The sequence below is a fragment of the Faecalicatena faecalis genome (assembly GCF_012524165.2).
Lineage (GTDB): Bacteria > Bacillota > Clostridia > Lachnospirales > Lachnospiraceae > Faecalicatena_A > Faecalicatena_A faecalis.
The window spans coordinates 60,016-78,116 of record NZ_JABACJ020000002.1 but is presented as its reverse complement, the minus strand read 5'-3'; the positions used below and the strand labels follow the sequence as shown (position 1 = coordinate 78,116).

Annotated in this window: 23 protein-coding genes; 22 read left to right on the top strand and 1 reads right to left on the bottom strand. The window is 41.2% G+C overall.

What is annotated here, in order from left to right; genetic code table 11:
* Positions 1–7: 7 nt before the first annotated feature.
* From HGO97_RS03025 to HGO97_RS02930, 21 genes are all read left to right on the top strand, one after another.
* Complete coding sequence (locus tag HGO97_RS03025; protein ID WP_216239293.1) at positions 8–940, top strand: DUF4097 family beta strand repeat-containing protein; 933 nt, start codon at positions 8–10, stop codon at positions 938–940.
* A 267-nt stretch (positions 941–1,207) separates the two neighbouring features.
* Complete coding sequence (locus tag HGO97_RS03020; RefSeq protein ID WP_216239292.1) at positions 1,208–3,130, top strand: PfkB family carbohydrate kinase; 1,923 nt, start codon at positions 1,208–1,210, stop codon at positions 3,128–3,130.
* Entirely contained in the window at positions 3,131–4,114 is a 984-nt protein-coding gene (locus HGO97_RS03015) for a nucleoside hydrolase (protein WP_287841819.1), read from the top strand.
* 33 nt (positions 4,115–4,147) lie between these two features.
* Positions 4,148–4,729 carry a hypothetical protein gene (locus HGO97_RS03010; protein ID WP_216239291.1) on the top strand — a complete coding sequence of 194 codons (582 nt, stop codon included), beginning with the start codon at positions 4,148–4,150 and terminating at the stop codon, positions 4,727–4,729.
* 12 nt (positions 4,730–4,741) lie between these two features.
* Positions 4,742–5,539: an energy-coupling factor transporter transmembrane component T family protein gene (locus HGO97_RS03005; protein ID WP_216239290.1), complete on the top strand. Its 798-nt coding sequence runs from the start codon at positions 4,742–4,744 to the stop codon at positions 5,537–5,539.
* 12 nt (positions 5,540–5,551) lie between these two features.
* Positions 5,552–6,397 (top strand): energy-coupling factor ABC transporter ATP-binding protein, encoded by an 846-nt coding sequence (locus HGO97_RS03000; protein ID WP_216239289.1) that lies wholly within the window; start codon positions 5,552–5,554, stop codon positions 6,395–6,397.
* Positions 6,398–6,400: 3 nt separating this feature from the next.
* Positions 6,401–7,195, top strand: coding sequence for an energy-coupling factor ABC transporter ATP-binding protein (locus tag HGO97_RS02995; protein WP_216239288.1), 795 nt, complete (start codon positions 6,401–6,403; stop codon positions 7,193–7,195).
* Between the two features lie 13 nt (positions 7,196–7,208).
* Positions 7,209–8,096 carry a ribokinase gene (gene rbsK, locus HGO97_RS02990; RefSeq protein ID WP_216239287.1) on the top strand — a complete coding sequence of 296 codons (888 nt, stop codon included), beginning with the start codon at positions 7,209–7,211 and terminating at the stop codon, positions 8,094–8,096.
* Positions 8,097–8,226: 130 nt separating this feature from the next.
* Positions 8,227–10,338, top strand: coding sequence for an nSTAND3 domain-containing NTPase (locus tag HGO97_RS02985; protein ID WP_216239286.1), 2,112 nt, complete (start codon positions 8,227–8,229; stop codon positions 10,336–10,338).
* Between the two features lie 529 nt (positions 10,339–10,867).
* On the top strand, positions 10,868–11,164 hold the full coding sequence (locus HGO97_RS02980) for a PC4/YdbC family ssDNA-binding protein (protein WP_066866686.1): 297 nt from the start codon (positions 10,868–10,870) through the stop codon (positions 11,162–11,164).
* 23 nt (positions 11,165–11,187) lie between these two features.
* The gene (locus tag HGO97_RS23965) at positions 11,188–11,313 is read left to right on the top strand and encodes a hypothetical protein (RefSeq protein ID WP_256184603.1); all 126 of its coding nucleotides are present in this window, start codon (positions 11,188–11,190) and stop codon (positions 11,311–11,313) included.
* 2 nt (positions 11,314–11,315) lie between these two features.
* Positions 11,316–12,308, top strand: coding sequence for a hypothetical protein (locus HGO97_RS02975; RefSeq protein WP_132083873.1), 993 nt, complete (start codon positions 11,316–11,318; stop codon positions 12,306–12,308).
* 216 nt (positions 12,309–12,524) lie between these two features.
* Positions 12,525–12,734, top strand: coding sequence for a hypothetical protein (locus HGO97_RS02970; protein ID WP_066866683.1), 210 nt, complete (start codon positions 12,525–12,527; stop codon positions 12,732–12,734).
* 16 nt (positions 12,735–12,750) lie between these two features.
* On the top strand, positions 12,751–13,104 hold the full coding sequence (locus tag HGO97_RS02965; protein ID WP_216239284.1) for a DUF5681 domain-containing protein: 354 nt from the start codon (positions 12,751–12,753) through the stop codon (positions 13,102–13,104).
* Between the two features lie 2 nt (positions 13,105–13,106).
* Entirely contained in the window at positions 13,107–13,244 is a 138-nt protein-coding gene (locus HGO97_RS02960) for a hypothetical protein (RefSeq protein ID WP_216239283.1), read from the top strand.
* Positions 13,237–13,920, top strand: a complete 684-nt coding sequence (locus tag HGO97_RS02955) for a hypothetical protein (protein WP_154429972.1) — start codon at positions 13,237–13,239, stop codon at positions 13,918–13,920. Before HGO97_RS02960 ends, HGO97_RS02955 begins: the two co-directional genes overlap by 8 nt.
* A gap of 259 nt (positions 13,921–14,179) precedes the next feature.
* Positions 14,180–14,461 carry a hypothetical protein gene (locus HGO97_RS02950; protein WP_154429971.1) on the top strand — a complete coding sequence of 94 codons (282 nt, stop codon included), beginning with the start codon at positions 14,180–14,182 and terminating at the stop codon, positions 14,459–14,461.
* Positions 14,436–14,846, top strand: coding sequence for an HNH endonuclease signature motif containing protein (locus HGO97_RS02945; RefSeq protein ID WP_216239280.1), 411 nt, complete (start codon positions 14,436–14,438; stop codon positions 14,844–14,846). Before HGO97_RS02950 ends, HGO97_RS02945 begins: the two co-directional genes overlap by 26 nt.
* A 176-nt stretch (positions 14,847–15,022) precedes the next feature.
* Positions 15,023–15,223: a hypothetical protein gene (locus tag HGO97_RS02940; RefSeq protein ID WP_066866675.1), complete on the top strand. Its 201-nt coding sequence runs from the start codon at positions 15,023–15,025 to the stop codon at positions 15,221–15,223.
* Positions 15,220–15,861 (top strand): recombinase family protein, encoded by a 642-nt coding sequence (locus tag HGO97_RS02935; RefSeq protein ID WP_154429969.1) that lies wholly within the window; start codon positions 15,220–15,222, stop codon positions 15,859–15,861. Before HGO97_RS02940 ends, HGO97_RS02935 begins: the two co-directional genes overlap by 4 nt.
* Before the next feature lie 2 nt (positions 15,862–15,863).
* Positions 15,864–17,177: a tyrosine-type recombinase/integrase gene (locus HGO97_RS02930; RefSeq protein WP_216239278.1), complete on the top strand. Its 1,314-nt coding sequence runs from the start codon at positions 15,864–15,866 to the stop codon at positions 17,175–17,177.
* A gap of 46 nt (positions 17,178–17,223) precedes the next feature.
* Here HGO97_RS02930 and HGO97_RS02925 read toward each other — a convergent pair whose 3' ends face one another.
* Positions 17,224–17,403 (bottom strand): hypothetical protein, encoded by a 180-nt coding sequence (locus tag HGO97_RS02925; RefSeq protein WP_009532310.1) that lies wholly within the window; start codon positions 17,401–17,403, stop codon positions 17,224–17,226.
* 149 nt (positions 17,404–17,552) lie between these two features.
* Between HGO97_RS02925 and HGO97_RS02920 the strand changes: the two genes are divergently transcribed.
* A complete protein-coding gene (locus HGO97_RS02920) occupies positions 17,553–18,077 on the top strand; it encodes a hypothetical protein (protein WP_216239277.1) in 525 nt (174 codons plus the stop codon).
* Positions 18,078–18,101 lie beyond the last annotated feature (24 nt).

The following is an 18,101-nucleotide window of genomic DNA, read 5'->3' as shown; positions in this document are numbered from 1 at the left end:
TGAGGGAATGAATAGAAGAGAATCAGCATGGATCAGAATCATCGCCTGGTCAATCGCGGCAGCAGCGTTATTTGCCATTTTGATCCTGGGGATGACCGGAGGTTTCAACGGATTGAATATTGGTTTTCACAGCGGCTATACGTATCGAGATGCCGGAAAATATAAAGCAGGACCTGGAAAGATAGATGGGGATCAGGTAAAGGAGCTGGATATCAATTGGATCGATGGCAGCGTAAAGGTGCAGGTCTATGAAGGAAATACCGTACAATTTTATGAAAAGTCGTCTAAAAAGCTAAAGGAAAAGGAACGGCTCCATTACTACAATAAGAACGGAAGACTTATCATACAGTATCAGAAGTCCCAGCGAAGCCTATTATCATTAGGTGGAAGAGGAAAGAAAGAGCTCTTTATAAAGATTCCAGAGGAGACAGCGAGAAATATGGGATTTGTAGGAGTAGATACTGTCTCAGGCGATATGTGGTTGGAGGGAATCCATGCAGAACGAATTAATCTGGACAGTGTATCAGGAGATACGCAGATGGAGGGCTTGAGTACGGAAAAGCTGGAGATGGACAGCACGAGTGGAAGCTTTTCAGGACGTGATCTGGAGGTGACGGATCAACTGGAATCAGATACGACCAGCGGCAGTGTAAAAGTAGAGGGCAGCTTTGCGGCCATCGAATCAGACACTGTATCAGGCACAATGGAGATCGAGTCATCAGTCTGCCCAAGGAAGGTCGAGACAGACTCCACCAGTGGAGATGTGATTCTTATCATCCCGGAGAACGATGGGTTTACGTATAAAAAGGATTCTGTCAGTGGATCCTTCCAGTGCGATTTTGAGGTTTCCCAGGAGGAAAATAAAGGAGAATATAAGAATGGCAATGCATCCTTCCGATTCGATTCTGTCAGCGGTGGGGTGTCAATCAAAAAGAAGTAGAGACAGGTTCTTGATATCGTATCATAAAAGAGAAAATCAGAGGGTTTAGATGCCCCTGATTTTCTCTTTTTTTCATGGTCATTTTCAACAGAAAGCAGGGCGCGAAAAATATTTCGTAAACAGGAAGATTTGTGGAATGTGTCGGAAAATAGTTTCGTTATTGTAAAGGATTGATTTAAAATGCATAAAATGATAAGATTCAAACAACAAAAATAGTTTACTAAAAGAAATTAGTATAAAAGTAAACGAAATAGAAAGGAAGGTAAAATGAATATAAATGATATTGCGAAACTGGCCGGAGTATCAGCATCAACGGTTTCGAAAGTCATGAACGGCAAGGATAAGGATATCAGTGAAGAGACAAAGAAAAAAGTAAGAAAGATTATCGAGGAAGAGAATTACATTCCATATTTAAAGTACAGGGAAAAGGAAGGGCTGAAAAATCATTTGATCGGACTTCTGGTCCGCAGGGATAACAGAGAGCGGGATGCCCTGGTCATGAGTGCGGAAAAGATGGCAGGGCAAATGGGATACAATCTGGTAGTCAGCTATGCCGACAGTCAGAAAAAGATGGAAAAAAGCATTGATGAGATGGCCAGGAGAAAAATCGCAGGGATTCTGGTCGATTCAGGACAATGGATGACAGGTACAAGGTTTGAAAATGCATCGGTGTATCTTGGAGAGACGAAGGAGTTTGATGAACGGCAGAAGGCAACTTTTTATTACCGGCTCTCGGAAGCAGGGAAGCTGGCAGCAGAAAGGCTGATTCAGGCAGGGCATCAGAAAATTGCCTGCATTATTTACAAAAAGGATAGAAGTATTCTCAACGGATATAAACTTGCGATGCATGAACATAATTTTCCCGTGCATCCGGTGTGGAGCTATGAGGGTGAGACCATCGAGGAGATTGAGACATATGGAATCAAGCAATGTCTGAGCGAGAATGTGACCGCGATCATTTGCGGAGCACAGGAAATTGCCTGCTGTGTATGTAAGGTGTTGGAGAGGAGCAGGACGGCGATTCCAGAAGAATTGTCCGTGATCGCGGTGGGAGATGGAGAACTGCTCACCCTGCTGGGATGCGGAATTACGGCAGTCAGGCTGCCAAGTGAACAGATGGCGCGTGATGCGGTGGAATATCTAGTCGATATGATTCAAGGAGATAAGCAGATCGAAGTGACGAGAAGATTCCCTCCTGCAGTTATAGAGCGGGGGAGCATCGCAGAGCCGGCACAGATAAAGCAGGGAGAGAAGATTATTGTGGTCGGGAGCATGAATATGGATGTGACGATCGAGGTATCAAGAATCCCTGTAAACGGGGAAACGCAGATCGCAAAGAGGGTATATGTATATCCGGGAGGGAAGGGCGGCAATCAGGCGGTCGGGGTAGGAAAGCTCGGAGGTCAGGTCTATATGATCGGATGTCTGGGAAATGACATGGACGGCAAGGAGCTCTACACAAGCCTGACAGAGAATCATGTTCACATGGATGGGGTACTCTTTGATCCGTCACTCCCAAGCGGAAAGGCCTATATCAATGTAGAGCAGACTGGCGAGAGTACGATTGTTGTGTATCCCGGAGCCAACCGGAATCTGAGTATTTCCCACATCAACCGGTATAAGTATTTATTCGAGAGTGCAAAGTACTGCCTGCTATCGTTAGAAATACCGGGAGATATCGCAGAGTATACACTTAAATTCTGCAGAAGAAATAAGACCAAGGTCATCCTGAAACCATCGGCCGTAGAGAAAATCAAGGAAGAGCTTCTTTCCTATATTACCTATTTTGTACCCAATGAGCATGAGTTGAATATCTTTGTTCCTGGGGAGATGGGGGTGGAGGAAAAATCAGAGATCCTGCTTTGCAAAGGGGTCAAGAATGTGATCGTTACATTGGGGTCAAGAGGCTGTTATTTCAGAAATGCCGAATTATCTATGTATTTTGAAGGCTCAGGATTTGAGGCGGTAGATACCACAGGCGGCGCGGATTCTTTTATCAGTGCATTGGCAGTCTGTCTCGGTGAAGGAAAAAATATCATCCAATCTATCGGCTTTGCCATCTATGCGTCAGGATTGAGCGTGACCAGATATGGTGTACAGCCGGCACTGCCGGACCGAAAGGCCGTAGAGATCTATGAGGATGAGATTTATTCAAAATATTTAAAGAAGGATGAAAGTGAGGAAAATTGAGTGGTAAATGAAGATCTGAAAAATGAGTGGATTGAATTTGCGGGGCTGGATCAGGAAGGAACAGTGAATATTCAGCAGAACATGAAAATCCTGAAAAGGCTGGAAAAGCCGGTGGGAATCGTAGATGCCGTACTTGATACGGATACCTACAATGAGATCGATGACCAGTATGCATTGGCCTATATGCTGAAATCCGATGAAAAGATTCGTGTAAAGGCAATCTATGCGGCTCCATTTACAAACTGTAAATCAGAGGGGCCAAAGGATGGAATGGAGAAGAGCTATGAAGAAATCAGACATGTCTTAAAGCTGATGGGCAGAGAGGATATGTATGATCATGTGTACCGGGGATCAGGGGAATACCTGCCGGATGAACAGACACCAGTCATATCCGATGCGGCGCGTGACCTGGCAGAACGTGCCATGCAGTATACTACAGAGCATCCGCTCTATGTGGTGGCAATTGCCGCGATTACCAATGTAGCATCCGCGATCTTGCTGAATCCAGAGATCATCGACCGTATTGTCCTGGTCTGGCTGGGAGGTAATGCTCTGGATTGGCCCAATAATAAGGAATATAACCTATATCAGGATATTGCTGGAGCGAGGATTGTGTTCGGCTGCAAAGTTCCATTGGTACAGCTTCCTTGTATGGGCGTGGTCTCTGCATTTACAGTCAGCGGTCCAGAGCTGGAGGAACACTTGAGAGGAAAGAATCCTCTGTGTGATTATCTGGTAGATTTTACCGAGGAGGAAGCTGTTGCATGCGGAGCCGGAAAAACGTGGAGCCGACCTATATGGGATGTGACAGCAGTGGGCTGGCTGATGGATCAGGAGCTGATGAATGATCGGATTGAATATGCCCCTGTTCCAGAATACGATGACAGATATTCGATTCGAAAAGAGGGACACTTTTACCGTTATGTATACTATATCAACCGGGATAACCTGCTAGAGGACCTGGTGAAGAAGTTGACAAAATAAGGATGAGAGCAAAGGAAAAGGAGAGAAAAAATTATGAAGAAAATGGACAAGTTATCCGTATTTTTGATTCCAATTGGTGTGGCGCTGAACTTTATTGGAGCACAGATCGCAATGCTTTTAAAGCTTCCGGTCTATCTGGATGCAATCGGAACAATCGTAGTGGGTGCACTCTGTGGAGGATTTCCGGGTGCGATCGTAGGTGTGATATCGAATACTATTAACTCGATTACATATCCGACGTATATCTGGTATGGAGTCATCAGTGCAATCTATGGTGTCCTGGCAGCGTATCTGTCAAAGAGGAAGGTATTCTGCTCACTGTGGAAAGCGATACTGGCCTCCTTCTTGTTTGCATTGATTGGCGGTATTCTGAATTCCTGTATCACATGGATTCTGTTCGGCTTCAATTTTGCAACAGATACGACTGCATTGTTTGCGATTCCGCTGCACTCTGTTATTGGACTGCCGAAGTTCCTGGCTGAAATGGTCGCTGCAATCTGTATGGATGTTGCAGACAAGTTCCTGTCGATTTTGGCTACCTTCTTTATCTTAAAGAGCATGCCGAACCGATTCTTAGTGAAGCTGCACTTAGGAAATGTATATATTAAAAAATAAGGAGAGAAAAACGTGGACAAAAGTTTTATTGACTCATTTCGAGACTATCAGAAGTTTGATAACTGGTTCATAGATTTCAACCCGCTGTCTAAACTGAATATTTTATTTGCACTTGGTTTCTCAAGCATGCTTGTGAACAATTGGAAATATGGCTTTAGCTTATGTGTGCTCTACTGCATTTTCGCATTTGCAGTGAACCGTGGGAAACAGTTCATGAAGCCATTCAGTGTGATCGTATTGATCTTTGGATTCTTCACATTGGTCATCCGGCAGTTTTCTGTGACTGGTACGACGGTTTTGATCAATCTATTTGGGGTGCTTCCGATTACAAAGGAAGCACTCATCAATGGATTGAATACAGCCTCTTACTTATTGGGATTTTCAGGTGCCATCGTACTATTTTTTGTGACCACGGAAATGCGTGATCTAATGTATTCTCTGGAGAAAAAGGGTGTTTCCCATGAGGTTTCCTATATCGTATTGGCTTCTTTTCAGACAATTATTGATCTGAAAAAGAACACGAACCTGATTATGGAATCGCAGAAAGCACGTGGAATCGAAACAGAGGGAAATATTGTCAATCGAATCAAAGCCTTTTTCCCGATTTTGGGACCACTTGTCCTTGGAGCAATCTCGAGCACCGAAGAAAAATCAATCGCAATGGATGCCAGGGCCTTCTCTGTAAAATGTAAACATACCTTCCTGAGGGAATTAAGGCCGGCACCCGTGTATGAAAAGGCAATTGTGATCATCACAGATATCAGCTTTGTACTGCTGGTGGTCTATAAGATATATCAGGTATTCGGATAAGGAGAGACGAAGATGGTAGTGGCAGAATTAAAGAATGTAAATTATAAATATCCGTTAACTGATAACTATGCGCTCAATGATATCAGTTTTCGATTCGAGGAAGGAAAATTTTATGGTCTGATCGGTGAGAACGGAGGAGGTAAGACGACTCTGTGCAATCTGATCAGAGGTTTGATTCCTCACTTTTATAACGGAGAGCTGGAAGGCAGTGTGCGGGTTTTTGGAACGGATATCAAGGAGCATAATGTGGAAGAGCTGGCCGTCAAGATCGGATATGTATTCCAGAATCCGTTCAACCAGATGAGCGGAATCAAGAACACCGTTTTTGAAGAAGTGGCAATGGGACTTGAGAACTTAGGGGTAGAGAAATCAGAGATTATTCAGAAGGTAGAGGACGTCTTAAGGCTGCTTGGAATTGAAGATCTGATGACAAAAAATCCAAATGAGCTATCCGGTGGACAGCGGCAGAGAGTTGCATTTGCATCTATCATTGTTATGGATAATGACATGCTGGTCATAGATGAGCCGACAAGTCAGCTCGATCCACAGGGAACGGAGAATGTATTTGAAATCATCAGGACACTAAAGGAAGCAGGGAAAACAATTGTATTGGTGGAGCATAAAATTGACCTGATCGCGGAATACTGCGATGAAATCATCGTGATGGAACAGGGACATATCATTTGTTCCGGTGAGACTAAGGAGATACTCTCCAGGATGGAGCTGTTGGATTATGATGCACAGATTCCACAGGTGGCTATCTGGGGACATGAGATGGCAGCAGCAGGGAAACCACTTTCTAAGATACCGATTACAGTAGATCAGGCCGTCAGGCTTGTTCAGGAAAGGGAGGGATAAGAGATGGCGATTGAGTTGAGAGATGTTACCTTTGCATATCCGAATGGATATGTAGCAAATGAAAACCTGAATCTTACCATCCCGGATGGAGAACTTCTTGCAATCGTAGGACAGAACGGTGCGGGCAAGACAACGGCTGTGAAGCTGATGAATGGTCTAAATAAACCTACCAAAGGGGATGTTCTGGTAGATGGTGTGAATACGAGAGAAAAGAGCTGTGCATATATTTCTAAAACAGTGGGATATGTATTCCAAAATCCAGATGATCAGATCTTTAACAGTACTGCACTGGCAGAAATCGAGTATATGCCGCGTTATATGAAGCTTTCCGAGGAAGAGGTAAAAAGGAGGAGCAGCCGGGCCATCGAAATGACTGGAATCAGCAGCTATTTGAAGATGAATCCATTAGACATTCCTTATGCGATCCGCAAATTTGTAGCAATCGCAGCAATCATTGCAACAGAACCGAAGTATCTGATCCTGGATGAACCGACAGCAGGGCAGGATAAACGGGGAAATGAGACGTTGGAAAGTATCATACGGGAGCTGAAAAGGGACGGGACAAGCGTGATCGCCATTACTCATGATATGGACTTTGTTGCAAAGAATTTCCCTCGGATCGTGGCAATGGCACATAAAAATATCATAGCGGATGGGACAGCCAAGGAAATCTTCTGGAATGCGCAGATCGTAGAAGAGTCCAGAATTAAAAAGCCGCAGATCGCTCAGGTGGCCGAACGGTTAAAGCTGCCTGGAAACATCCTGTTTAGGGAAGAATTGACAGATGCATTGAGATAGGAGAAGTGAAAAAATGAAAATTGCTGTTGTAGGAAGCATGAACATGGATATGATTGTACATGCGGATAGGATTCCTCTGAGGGGAGAAACAATCAAGGGAAGCCAGATCGAATATCAGCCTGGTGGAAAAGGGGCGAACCAGGCTGCCGCCATGGCAAAGCTGGGAGCGCAGGTTACTATGTTCGGCTGTGTGGGAGCGGATTCTGTTGGAAACGAACTGATAGAAAATATGGAGAGATGTGGAGTCAACACTGCATCTATCAAAAGATTAGAAGGAGTGCCGACGGGACAGGCCATCATTACAGTAGGGGAAGGTGATAATACGATTGTTATCATTGCCGGAGCCAATAATTGCGTCAGCGTCGGGTATGTAGAAGAGAATCGGGAAAAAATTCTGGAGGCGGATATCATAGTTCTACAGAATGAAATTCCAGAGGAGACAGTGGAATATGCAATCAGGTTATGTCATGAGCACCAAAAGACGATCGTCTGGAACCCGGCACCAGCCAGGGAGCTGGATGGGGAACTTCTGGATATGATTACGTATATGACACCGAACGAGCATGAAGCCCGCGTAATCTGGGGAGATGGAGAAAGTGTAGAGAGTCTTCTAGAACGTTATCCAAGAAAATTGATCGTGACACAGGGCGAAAAGGGGGTCAGCGTTCATATAGAAGGAAAGGGAATGATTACGATTCCAGCCATGAAGGTTGAGGTCGTGGATACGACAGGCGCAGGGGATACTCTGAATGGCGCTTTCTGTGTGGGAATTTCCCGAAATATGGAGGAGACAGAGGCCTTACGCTTTGCCAATGTGGCAGCAGGTCTTTCGGTACAGAAATGCGGGGCACAGGCTGGAATGCCTGGAATGGAAGAAGTAGAGCAAATACTGCAGCGATAGTACATTTGTACTGTCGCTTTTTCCATGTGCAGGAGAGTTATAGATTGACGCGGAATGAAGGAGGGGAATATAATGTAGAGGCGACATCAGCGGATGAAATGGAGAATAAGAATCAGACGGAGTGTTACAGATGAGAAACTATGATTTTAATGAGAGGTTAGATTGGAAGCCGTTCCAGAATTTGGCATGTGAAATCGTGCAGTACAGAGAACAGATTCATTTTCAGACTTTTCGGGATGGGAAGGATAAAGGAATTGATGGGCTTTGGTTTCAAAAGGAGGAGAATATAATCCTCCAAGCAAAACGCTACAGAAAATTTACAGATTTATACCGGGTCCTTCGAGACGAGGAGCTTCCTCATGTTCAGAAGTTAAGACCGAAACGGTATATCCTGGTAGTTTCTCTGAGCTTAAGTGAAGAAGAGGCGGAAAAGATCTATGGTCTGTTTTCAGGATATATTACAAGGAGCGATGACCTGTTAGACAGAAATGCCTTGAACCGTTATCTGTCAGATCCGTCATATCATTGGATAGAAAAGAATTTTACGGGGCTATGGATACCAGATGCCAGTATTTTGGAAGAAGTCCTGCTAAAGATCATGAACAAGGGTGCCAGGAACAGGAATTCCAGGGAACAGAGGAAGGCGATCGAAGGGTGCAGGACCTTTGTGCAGACGGGGATATATAATGAAGCCAGACAAAGGCTGGAAGACAATCATGTCGTAGTGATATCCGGGCAGCCTGGAATGGGCAAGACAACGATAGCCCGTATGCTGGCTTTAGACTTTCTGTCCATAGACTGTTGGGAAGGATTTTATTGGGTGAGCAGCCTGGAAGAAATCGAGAATGAGTGGGACGATTTTGGGCAGAAGCAGGTATTTATTCTGGATGATTATTGGGGCGCTGTATTTCATAGAGAACGGGGCCGGAAAGAAAATTATCTATTAGAGGAACTAATTGGTAAATTTAGAGCATCGGATAATAAATGGTTGATTATCACTGCACGTGAATATATTGTCCAGCAGGAACTCTTTTTGAATCCTGAATTAGAGGATATCATCAAGAACTTAAAAATGGAGTGTGTCCTGAAAGAATATACAGATGCAGAAAAGGCAGAGATTCTGTTTGCCCATCTTAAGGCGTCAGATTTGGATATCGAATATGTCAGGAGTATTTATTATAACTGTGATCATCTTGTATATAGCCGCGGATATAGTCCAAGAGTCATAGATAAATTCCTAAAGCAGCCGGGATACGAAGCCTATTCCCCGTGGGAATATGCACAGGAATTATTAGAATGGATCAAATACCCGGAGTTGATGTGGAAGGGGGTATTTGCAGAATTATCAGAAGAGGCAAAAATGCTTTCGGCTATCGTTGCAATTTCCTATACCCCCATCAATATTGAGGATATCCGCAATACATACAGCAGATATGTCCAGCTTTATAAAGGAACTTCTGCACCAAAATCTTTTGACAGTTGTATTTCTGAATTGGAAGAAACCGTTCTTCTTACCAGCTATGACGTAGAGGAAGAGGAAATTATAGTGGAATTTGAGAATCCGTCTATCGTAGATTTCCTACAGGGATATCTCTTGGAAAACCAGGAGTATTATATTCCACATCTGGCAAAGTGCAGTACTTTTTATAATCAACTGCTGATGTTATTGGAACATTTTCATTGCCATGATGAGAATATCAACCAGATGATTGAAAAGTGCTGTGTGGAGGAGTTCTATAAACTGCCTATGAAGTTGGAGGATTATGGGGATAGCGATTTAGGGGAAAGTATTTATTACTTTGGAAGTGACTGGGCAGGACGGGCATTTCATTTGATGCGATTGTCACAGGGAGGCCCAGAAGGCGTGGTGTGGGATTTTATCCGGGAATTTGTAAATGAATTTTGGAGGCAGATCGAGAAAAATACACTGTTCGATGGGATTCATGAGATGTCAAATTTTGTTGGTCTGATCAGGGTATGCGAAGAGAGCGGAATGCATTTTGATGGAAGAAAAGTGATAGAACAATATTGGAATCACTGTTTTTTATATTATGATTATGAAAGTGTTGACAGCCTGATAAAAGTATATCCGAAATGCTCGGTAGAATGGCGAGAGAAGTATACGACTTTTATGAAAAACCATGTGAAAGGACTGATCCTGAAAACTTTATTATATTATGATTGTGCTTGTTTGTTCAGCAAGCGTAATACTGACATCACAAGCAATATAGAAAAAGCATAGCATTGAGTTTCACTTTTGACAAGGCAGAAAAGGTCAACAAAGTATTGCGGTTAAAGGCTTTTATGACAATTATCTCTCATACTGCACAATACAAAACTGAACAAATGAGTTTCGGTTTATTTGCCCCTTAATTTTCTTTGTATTTTGTGGATAGGCATAACAACTTTATACTATTGTATTACTGTTTATTTAAGGGGTATCATCAGAAGTTCCCAGATAATCCAGAATTGACTTTTAGGAATAGGATATATAAAATATAGGTTAATCCATTAAAATCAATCTGGGGTCAATCTGGTTAATCTGAGGATTATATATAAAAAGGGCCTCAAGAAAATAGTCGGAAAAATAAGGAAAAAAGTTTATTTTGCCTATGTACTTTCAGAAAATAATGTGGTATAATATATACAGGTCGGAAAAGACCAGTTAATTTAATATTTTGAATGCTTAGAGAAGCAAAGTTACCTTTAGACGAGGTTTAACTGGCTTCTCTTTTTTGTTGCCTAAAATCAAAAGGAAAGGAACAAGGAAAATGGATAACAAAACAAATAAGCATGAATTTGCGTGTAATGCTGGTAAGGTTACCGAGTACGAAGTTAAGGAACATATTGACACTATCATGGTGGGCTTTCGTGGATTCTCAAAGGAAGTGTCGATTGTAAAGTGGAACGACAAGAAGCCTGTGTTTGATATTAGAGCATGGCGAGTATCTGACAGAGACGGATTGCAATATCCTTTGCGTGGTATCACTTTCTCTAAGGAAGAATTTATCAAGTTAAGGGAAATCTTGAACAGCATTGATGTGAATTGCATTGATGAATATATGTGAGCAAAGAATGTGAGGTATTGAATATGAACGGAGCAAAGACTGACGAAAGAAATTATTATGCTGAAAGCTACATTGCTTTAATCGAAGCAATTATCAAGGAAACAGCTTCAATAATCAAAGACATAAAGAAAGCAATGGGCGAGGTGTGAAAATGGGAAAGAAAAAACTACAAGGTGCAGACGGAATGAATTTTCAACTGCAACTTACAATAAAAGGCTTAGAGAGCATAAATCTTCCAGAGGAAAATCTCACGAATGAATCTGGAAATGACATTATGAAAATATCTTGTTGGGGTGGCAAACTGTCTGCTTATGTGAATTTGCCTAACGCAATCAGGCCAAATAATGTGCAGCCATTTCAACTATCTGATTGTATCAAAATCGAATTGGTAAGAAACCAAGTCATTGAGCACATGAGGTCATATTTGCAAAAGCACTTAAAGGATAAGTATTCTGATGAATTTCTCTCAATGATGAGTGTCACAAAAATGGAGTGCAATCTAACGATAAAATGCGTTGGGAATTGTAAGCCAAAGGATGTGATTAGATTGTTTGAAAGGTCATTTGCAAAGGTTACTGTTTATAAGGAAACCGACCCAAACGGAAAAACACACAGGAAACCAGAACGAGGAATCACAACAACCAAGCCCCATGAATGGGTGTTAAAGGTGTATGACAAAACCTTTCAGCAAAGGCAAGCAGGCAATCTTAAAGTTGAGTCAAATCTGATTCGTGTGGAATTGGTGTTCTTAGACAGAATGCTTGACCGTATGTATTCGAGCAAGAAATCATTAGAGGACATTCTCACAAGGAAAGCAATCAAAGCGCTGATTGACCAGTACCAAGAAACCTTTGACGAGATATGCAAAAAGAATATTACGCCTATGCTGAATGCTTGTGTGCAAGAGATATTTGAATGTTTAACTTGCTCTACTCCACGAAAGGAAGTAAGCGAAACTTTGATTAAGTGTAAGGAACTCATTGTAGATACTGAGGTGTTACGCAAGGCATTAAAGAAGTGGTATGTATTCAAGAAACAGCCTGATAGCTCAAAACGCATTGTTTCATTTTATCGAGAGAAAAATATGGGTTTTCCAGAGGATGTGCTTAGAACGCTCAAACTCATGCACAACTCTTTAGGATAAAACAGGTCTGAAAAGTTACATTCGATGTTACCCTGCGACCCCAAACTTGAAAAACTGAAAATCTCATAAATTGAGCATAAACCACCATTCATTGGGGTGTAAAAGGTGTTTCACAAGGCATTTGAGCAAATTGCAAAAATCAAATCTTGTCCATAATTATATGAGACAGATACACAAACAGATAACAGTACATTAACAGTAAGGGGGTGTTCACTAATGCAGGTAGAACGCATATCAGCAGACATTACATTGAAGCACAAACCCAGAACGGGAACACAGGCTTACAATATGCTGATTGAATCTCTCAAAGCAGAGATACAGGAAAAGCAAGAGATTTTATCTCATCTCTCACAAGACAAAGTAAAACAGAAATTCATAGAGAACTGGAATCCTACAACAAGGAGCGTGAACATCTATGATATGTAGGAAGGAGTGATTTTCTATGCCTTATGCTAAAGGACAAAGTGGTAATCCAAAAGGCAGACCTAAGCAAACCGCAGAGCAGAAATCACAAAAGGAGCAATTTCAGAGGTTGCTTAAATCTTCTACCGTTGAAGCTCTGCAAAGCATAATCCAGATTGCCAATGACAGATATAACAAGGACCGATTCAATGCTTGTAAGTACATCATTGACAAGGCTTATGGTGCAAATACTGCTTTTCTTTTAGACGGTACAGAAGATACTGCTCCTACTGTGATTAGGATTGTTCCATACGGTAAAGAAAACGAGGACTGGAACGAAGATGACTGGGAAGAAGAATGGAACAATGCCCCAGATGAAAATGAGGACGAATAATTATGGTAAAGATTACAAACGGAACAGTTACAACAGAGGTAACGCAAGGTGCGTATGATACATTCTACAAGGAACAAGGCTTTGTGATTGTGTCAGACAAAAACGAAAATATCAAATGGGAGGAAGAAGAAAATGGCTAAAGTCAATACTATTGCAAACAACGGGCTGACTATCGTTGAGAACTACAATAAACTGCTTGAACAGTTCAGAAAAACAAAGACCATTGATGATGTGCGTATTCTGGTTGCAAGCGTCAGAGATTTTATTTCTGTGTATAAGCGTGTAGATAAGAACATGGTAAATGAAATCTATGAAAAACTCCAGGGCAAATTGCAGGATATGGTTGCTGAAAATGCTTTTGTGTATGACCGTATGAATAACAGAGTTGAGGAAATCCGCAATCGTGGTTATGACTATGCAAATGAAAAGGACGATACACAGGCAGTACAGAGCAAAGCACTTCAGCTTATGTCTCAGATGCCTAAAGTGATGAACAGCAATCATGCAAACCGTATTACTAAGGTTTTGACAGATTCTATCAATTCTGGTGTTATCGGTAGCAAGGCTGTTCTGGAACTGCTTAAATATCCTGCTTATGCTGATATGGTATCTGCAAAGATTAGGGAGCGTGCTTTTGAGGGTAGTAAATCTTCTGCTGAACAGGCTTTTGACAGATTGAAAGAATCTGAACTGAAAGAAGCTGAACAGGGGCTTGCTTCTGTGTATATGCAGGGATTCCACCTTAGAAACATTGAAAAACAGGTCAATGCGTTTAAGAAGCCTTCCGCATGGAATCCAGACGAACAGACAGCATAAAGGATAATCCCAGAATAACACAGGATAATCCAGATTGAATCAGAAGTCATAAGGTAATGTATTCCTATGGTATAGGATAAAAGTTCACCAGAAGTCAACAGAGAACCTCTGGGGATAAACATAAAATTGAGAATAAAATAAATCGGTCACTAAAGAATAGTCCAGTTGTCCAGACGGAGTAAACACAAAAACATGGACAACAATACAATAGTTCAGATGAATTTGTATTCGTGTCCCTAATCGAAAGGGAGAATACAAAATGGCAAAGAAGAATAATGCAAACAATACGAACACTTTACCAGAGCAGGAGTTTAACTTTATTGTATCAGATGTACGCATTCCTCGTATGGTGCCTTTACAGACTCTTGCAGATGAATCTGGTATTTCATATAAAGCACTTTGGCAGATGTGCAAACAGAACAAAATCGTGCATATTAAGTCCGGTAATAAGTTTCTTGTGAATGTGGATAAATTCATTGAGTTTCTCAATACCGGCGAAACGGAGGTTGAGAGCAATGACAAAGAGAGCAACACAGCATAAAAGCAATACCCCTGTTGAATGGGAACAGGCAGAGGGATTTTCAAGGTATCTTATTTCTACTGACGGACAGGTTTACAGTATAGAACGCGACAAGATTATATCACAGTATGATAATGGTTGTGGATATTTGCAAGTCGTGATTAGAAACGATAATGGCGAAGCAAAGAGTATGCGAGTTCATAGATTAGTTTATATGGCACATAAAGGCGAAATCCCTAAAGGTCTGGAAATCAATCATAAAGATGAATGTAAAACGAATAATTGCATTGATAATCTGGAATTAGTTACTCGTGCAGAAAACAATAACTATGGAACGCATAATCAGCGAATCAGTAAATCCATGAAAAGATACAGAGCAAAACAGCGAGCAATGGCCGCTTGTTGATGTGGTATCAGAATTTATACTTTTTGAAACCATGCAAATGAAACCTCAAATAAGTATCAGAAAGTATGCGTAAAAACTTTTGATTATTCTCATAAAAAGTGTGTACTTTTTGAGACTTGCCTGATATGATTAAATCAGAAACGAACAGGTGTTCGATAAAGAAATGAGGTGTTCAGATGAACGATAAGTTTAAGAATGACAAGCTAAAGTTTGAGCTTATCAGAAACGCTGATTTGGTGTGTACGGATTGCCTATACAAATATGACGATACGAATATGCCATGCAATGTTTCTAAATGTGAGATGTACGAAGAAAAGCCCTCTACCGTTATTGATGGTGGAAACTGTGATTTATACGATAAGGGGGTGTCTGAATGAAATATGTAGCTTATCACAGGACAAGCACAAAGGACCAGCACTTAGACAGAGGAATTGCAGAACTCACCAAGTATTGTGCTGATAATGCAATTTCTCTGTATAAGGGCAAGGTCTACACAGACCAACAGACAGGAAAGAACTTCAACCGACCACGCTACACAATGCTGAAAGATGAAATTCTTGAAAGTGGTGATGTGCTGATCGTCACAGAGCTTGACCGATTAGGACGAAACAAAGAAGCCACACTAAAGGAATTACGATTCTTTAAAGACAACGGTATTCGTGTTATGGTGTTAGAATTACCCACAACATTGATTGACCTGTCAGCTATGGAAAACTCAATGGCTCGTATGATGTTAGAGACTATCAATAATATGATGATTGAGTTGTATGCAAGCATGGCACAGGCTGAAATTGAGAAAAAAGAGAAAAGACAGCGAGAAGGCATTGAACAGAAAAAGGCTCGTGGAGAATGGGACGATTATGGCAGACCAAGAGTTATGGACCTTGAAGAATTTGCTACCCACTATCGCTTAGTACAGCAAGGGGAAAAGAAACCATTTGAACTGATGAAAGAATTAGGTATGACGAAGCCGACCTTCTATCGTTACAAAAATCAAATTGAGAAAGGGTGTTAAGAATGGCATCTGTTAAAAGAGTTGAGTACAAAAGCGGTAGAGTTGTTTATCGCATAGTTATCTGTCAAGGATACGATAAAAAGGGAAACAAACTGGTTAAGAATCTTACATATTCAGTCAATCAGTCAGCAACACCCAAACAACAAGAACGAGAAGCGAAGAAGTATGCCATGGATATGGAAGATAAACTGAAATATGGCTACGACTACAACGCAGAAAAAATGTCATTTGAAGATTTTGCATACAAATGGCTTGAGAGTGTTAAAGATAACATTGCTTATGGTACCTATGCAGGATATAAACAGGTTTTGGAAAGTAGAATCATTCCCTACTTTAAGGGAGACAAGATTGCTCATATCAAAACACCACACATTGAAGCCTTTTATAGAACTCTGGTTGACGATTATTCCGCAGGTACAATAAAGAGATTTGCTAATGTGTTGAATCTGATTTTTAAGACAGCCAAGCGTTACAGCATGATTGAGAACAATCCTTGCCAAGACGCACAAAAACCAAAGAGAAAAGACGAGGACGAGGGCTTAAAGTTCTTTACTCCAAAGCAAGCATTGATGTTTATGAAATCTCTGGATATGTCATACGAGGTAACCTACAAAGGCCATCAGCGTATTGATGATACAGGTAAACCATACTATGTGAATGAGTACACAGAATCCTATACTGTGCCTACACAATACAAAGTGTTCTTTACTCTCTCATTGTTCTGCGGATTCAGAAAAGGCGAAACACTTGCTTTGCACTGGAATGATATTGACTTTAAGGAAAAGAAAATCTCTATTTCAAAGTCTGTGGGTATGACGGAAAACGGATTTGATTATAAAGAGCCTAAGACAAAGAAATCTGTCAGAAAGGTATCTATTCCAGATGATGTAATCCCACTTTTGAAGCAGTATCACTTTGAGTACATACAGACACGATTTAGTCATGGTACTGCATGGCAAGGCGATTTGAGCAATGGCGGTAATCTGTTCATTCAAGCAGACGGAAAGCTTATGGGGCATACAACACCTTATCAGTATTTCACAAAGCATTTACACCGCTATAATGAGTGGGTGCAGAATAATCCAGAAAAAGCAAAGGCTGAGGGATTAGAGGAATTACCGATTATTCCGCTTCATGGGTTGAGACATTCATGTGCTACCCTGCTCAATTATCTGGAAGTCAATATCATTGAAATATCAAAGACATTAGGACATTCAACCTGTTCCACTACAATGAACATCTATGCTCATAGCTTTGAGGAACAGCAAGAGGAAGTAGCAACAAAGGTAAATGAGTTCTTACGATTGAACGCATAAATAATTGAGAGCCAGAGGAAAAAATCCAAAGGCTCTCATTTAGTCATCATTCATCTTTCAATTCCATGTGGTCAAGGGCATATTGTAAAGCCATGCTGATTAGTTCATTACGAGAACGATTCGTTTTAGCTGCTAAATCGTTATATTCCTCTTGCAAAGCTCTATCTATGCGTATCGTCATGGTGACAGATTTATCTTCTTTGGGTGTTACGATAAATTTCTCCATAATGCAATTCCTCCATTGATTTTAATTACATTATAGTATTGACAAGGCACATAAAACTATGACACAATAATGAGTTAAAATTATACTGTACTTTTGTGTTACGCTCTGCTATAATGCTAATATCAACCAAAACTTGGAGGTATGGCATTATGAAAGATAAAGCAACCAAAAACGGAGTCAAAAAGCCGATTTTCAAGAAGTGGTGGTTTTGGGTAATCGTTGTCGTTATTCTGGCCGCTATCTTCGGAAATACTGGAACAAAAGACAGCGTTGAGGACGGAGCAAAGGACACTATCAGTTCAGCAGAACAGCAGACAGAGGAAAAGCAAAACGAAAGCACAGCAAAAGATGATATTTCCTTTGTGGTTACCAATGTTCCTAATGATGTGACAGGTAATTGGAGAATTGCTTCAATCGCAGAAAACATTGAAATGCAGGACTATGCTTTGGACTACTACAAAGAGTATTTCAAGAGCGATGATGAAATCCATGCAATAGTCAACTTCAATTACAAGACAACAACTAAAATCTCTGTCATGGGAAATCTGCTCGATGTGTCTGTGTATGAATATGTTGACAAAGAAGAACATGATGCAAAATTGCTTTTCAGCGGTATGCTCCTTAAAGAATACCATGTAAACAAAGATACTGGCGAAATAGAAGAAATACAGTAAAAACGAAAGCCTTGACCACGAATG

What these genes read in the sequence shown, in the direction of transcription:
- HGO97_RS02925 (WP_009532310.1), bottom strand. Translation starts at nt 17,403, where the DNA reads ATGGAGAAATTTATCGTAACACCCAAAGAAGATAAATCTGTCACCATG.
- HGO97_RS02935 (WP_154429969.1), top strand. Translation starts at nt 15,220, where the DNA reads ATGAAATATGTAGCTTATCACAGGACAAGCACAAAGGACCAGCACTTA.
- HGO97_RS02975 (WP_132083873.1), top strand. Translation starts at nt 11,316, where the DNA reads ATGGGAAAGAAAAAACTACAAGGTGCAGACGGAATGAATTTTCAACTG.
- HGO97_RS03025 (WP_216239293.1), top strand. Translation starts at nt 8, where the DNA reads ATGAATAGAAGAGAATCAGCATGGATCAGAATCATCGCCTGGTCAATC.
- HGO97_RS02985 (WP_216239286.1), top strand. Translation starts at nt 8,227, where the DNA reads ATGAGAAACTATGATTTTAATGAGAGGTTAGATTGGAAGCCGTTCCAG.
- HGO97_RS23965 (WP_256184603.1), top strand. Translation starts at nt 11,188, where the DNA reads ATGAACGGAGCAAAGACTGACGAAAGAAATTATTATGCTGAAAGCTAC.
- HGO97_RS02930 (WP_216239278.1), top strand. Translation starts at nt 15,864, where the DNA reads ATGGCATCTGTTAAAAGAGTTGAGTACAAAAGCGGTAGAGTTGTTTAT.
- HGO97_RS03000 (WP_216239289.1), top strand. Translation starts at nt 5,552, where the DNA reads ATGGTAGTGGCAGAATTAAAGAATGTAAATTATAAATATCCGTTAACT.
- HGO97_RS02950 (WP_154429971.1), top strand. Translation starts at nt 14,180, where the DNA reads ATGGCAAAGAAGAATAATGCAAACAATACGAACACTTTACCAGAGCAG.
- rbsK (WP_216239287.1), top strand. Translation starts at nt 7,209, where the DNA reads ATGAAAATTGCTGTTGTAGGAAGCATGAACATGGATATGATTGTACAT.
- HGO97_RS03020 (WP_216239292.1), top strand. Translation starts at nt 1,208, where the DNA reads ATGAATATAAATGATATTGCGAAACTGGCCGGAGTATCAGCATCAACG.
- HGO97_RS02955 (WP_154429972.1), top strand. Translation starts at nt 13,237, where the DNA reads ATGGCTAAAGTCAATACTATTGCAAACAACGGGCTGACTATCGTTGAG.
- HGO97_RS02945 (WP_216239280.1), top strand. Translation starts at nt 14,436, where the DNA reads ATGACAAAGAGAGCAACACAGCATAAAAGCAATACCCCTGTTGAATGG.
- HGO97_RS02965 (WP_216239284.1), top strand. Translation starts at nt 12,751, where the DNA reads ATGCCTTATGCTAAAGGACAAAGTGGTAATCCAAAAGGCAGACCTAAG.
- HGO97_RS02920 (WP_216239277.1), top strand. Translation starts at nt 17,553, where the DNA reads ATGAAAGATAAAGCAACCAAAAACGGAGTCAAAAAGCCGATTTTCAAG.
- HGO97_RS03010 (WP_216239291.1), top strand. Translation starts at nt 4,148, where the DNA reads ATGAAGAAAATGGACAAGTTATCCGTATTTTTGATTCCAATTGGTGTG.
- HGO97_RS02980 (WP_066866686.1), top strand. Translation starts at nt 10,868, where the DNA reads ATGGATAACAAAACAAATAAGCATGAATTTGCGTGTAATGCTGGTAAG.
- HGO97_RS02940 (WP_066866675.1), top strand. Translation starts at nt 15,023, where the DNA reads ATGAACGATAAGTTTAAGAATGACAAGCTAAAGTTTGAGCTTATCAGA.
- HGO97_RS02995 (WP_216239288.1), top strand. Translation starts at nt 6,401, where the DNA reads ATGGCGATTGAGTTGAGAGATGTTACCTTTGCATATCCGAATGGATAT.
- HGO97_RS02970 (WP_066866683.1), top strand. Translation starts at nt 12,525, where the DNA reads ATGCAGGTAGAACGCATATCAGCAGACATTACATTGAAGCACAAACCC.
- HGO97_RS02960 (WP_216239283.1), top strand. Translation starts at nt 13,107, where the DNA reads ATGGTAAAGATTACAAACGGAACAGTTACAACAGAGGTAACGCAAGGT.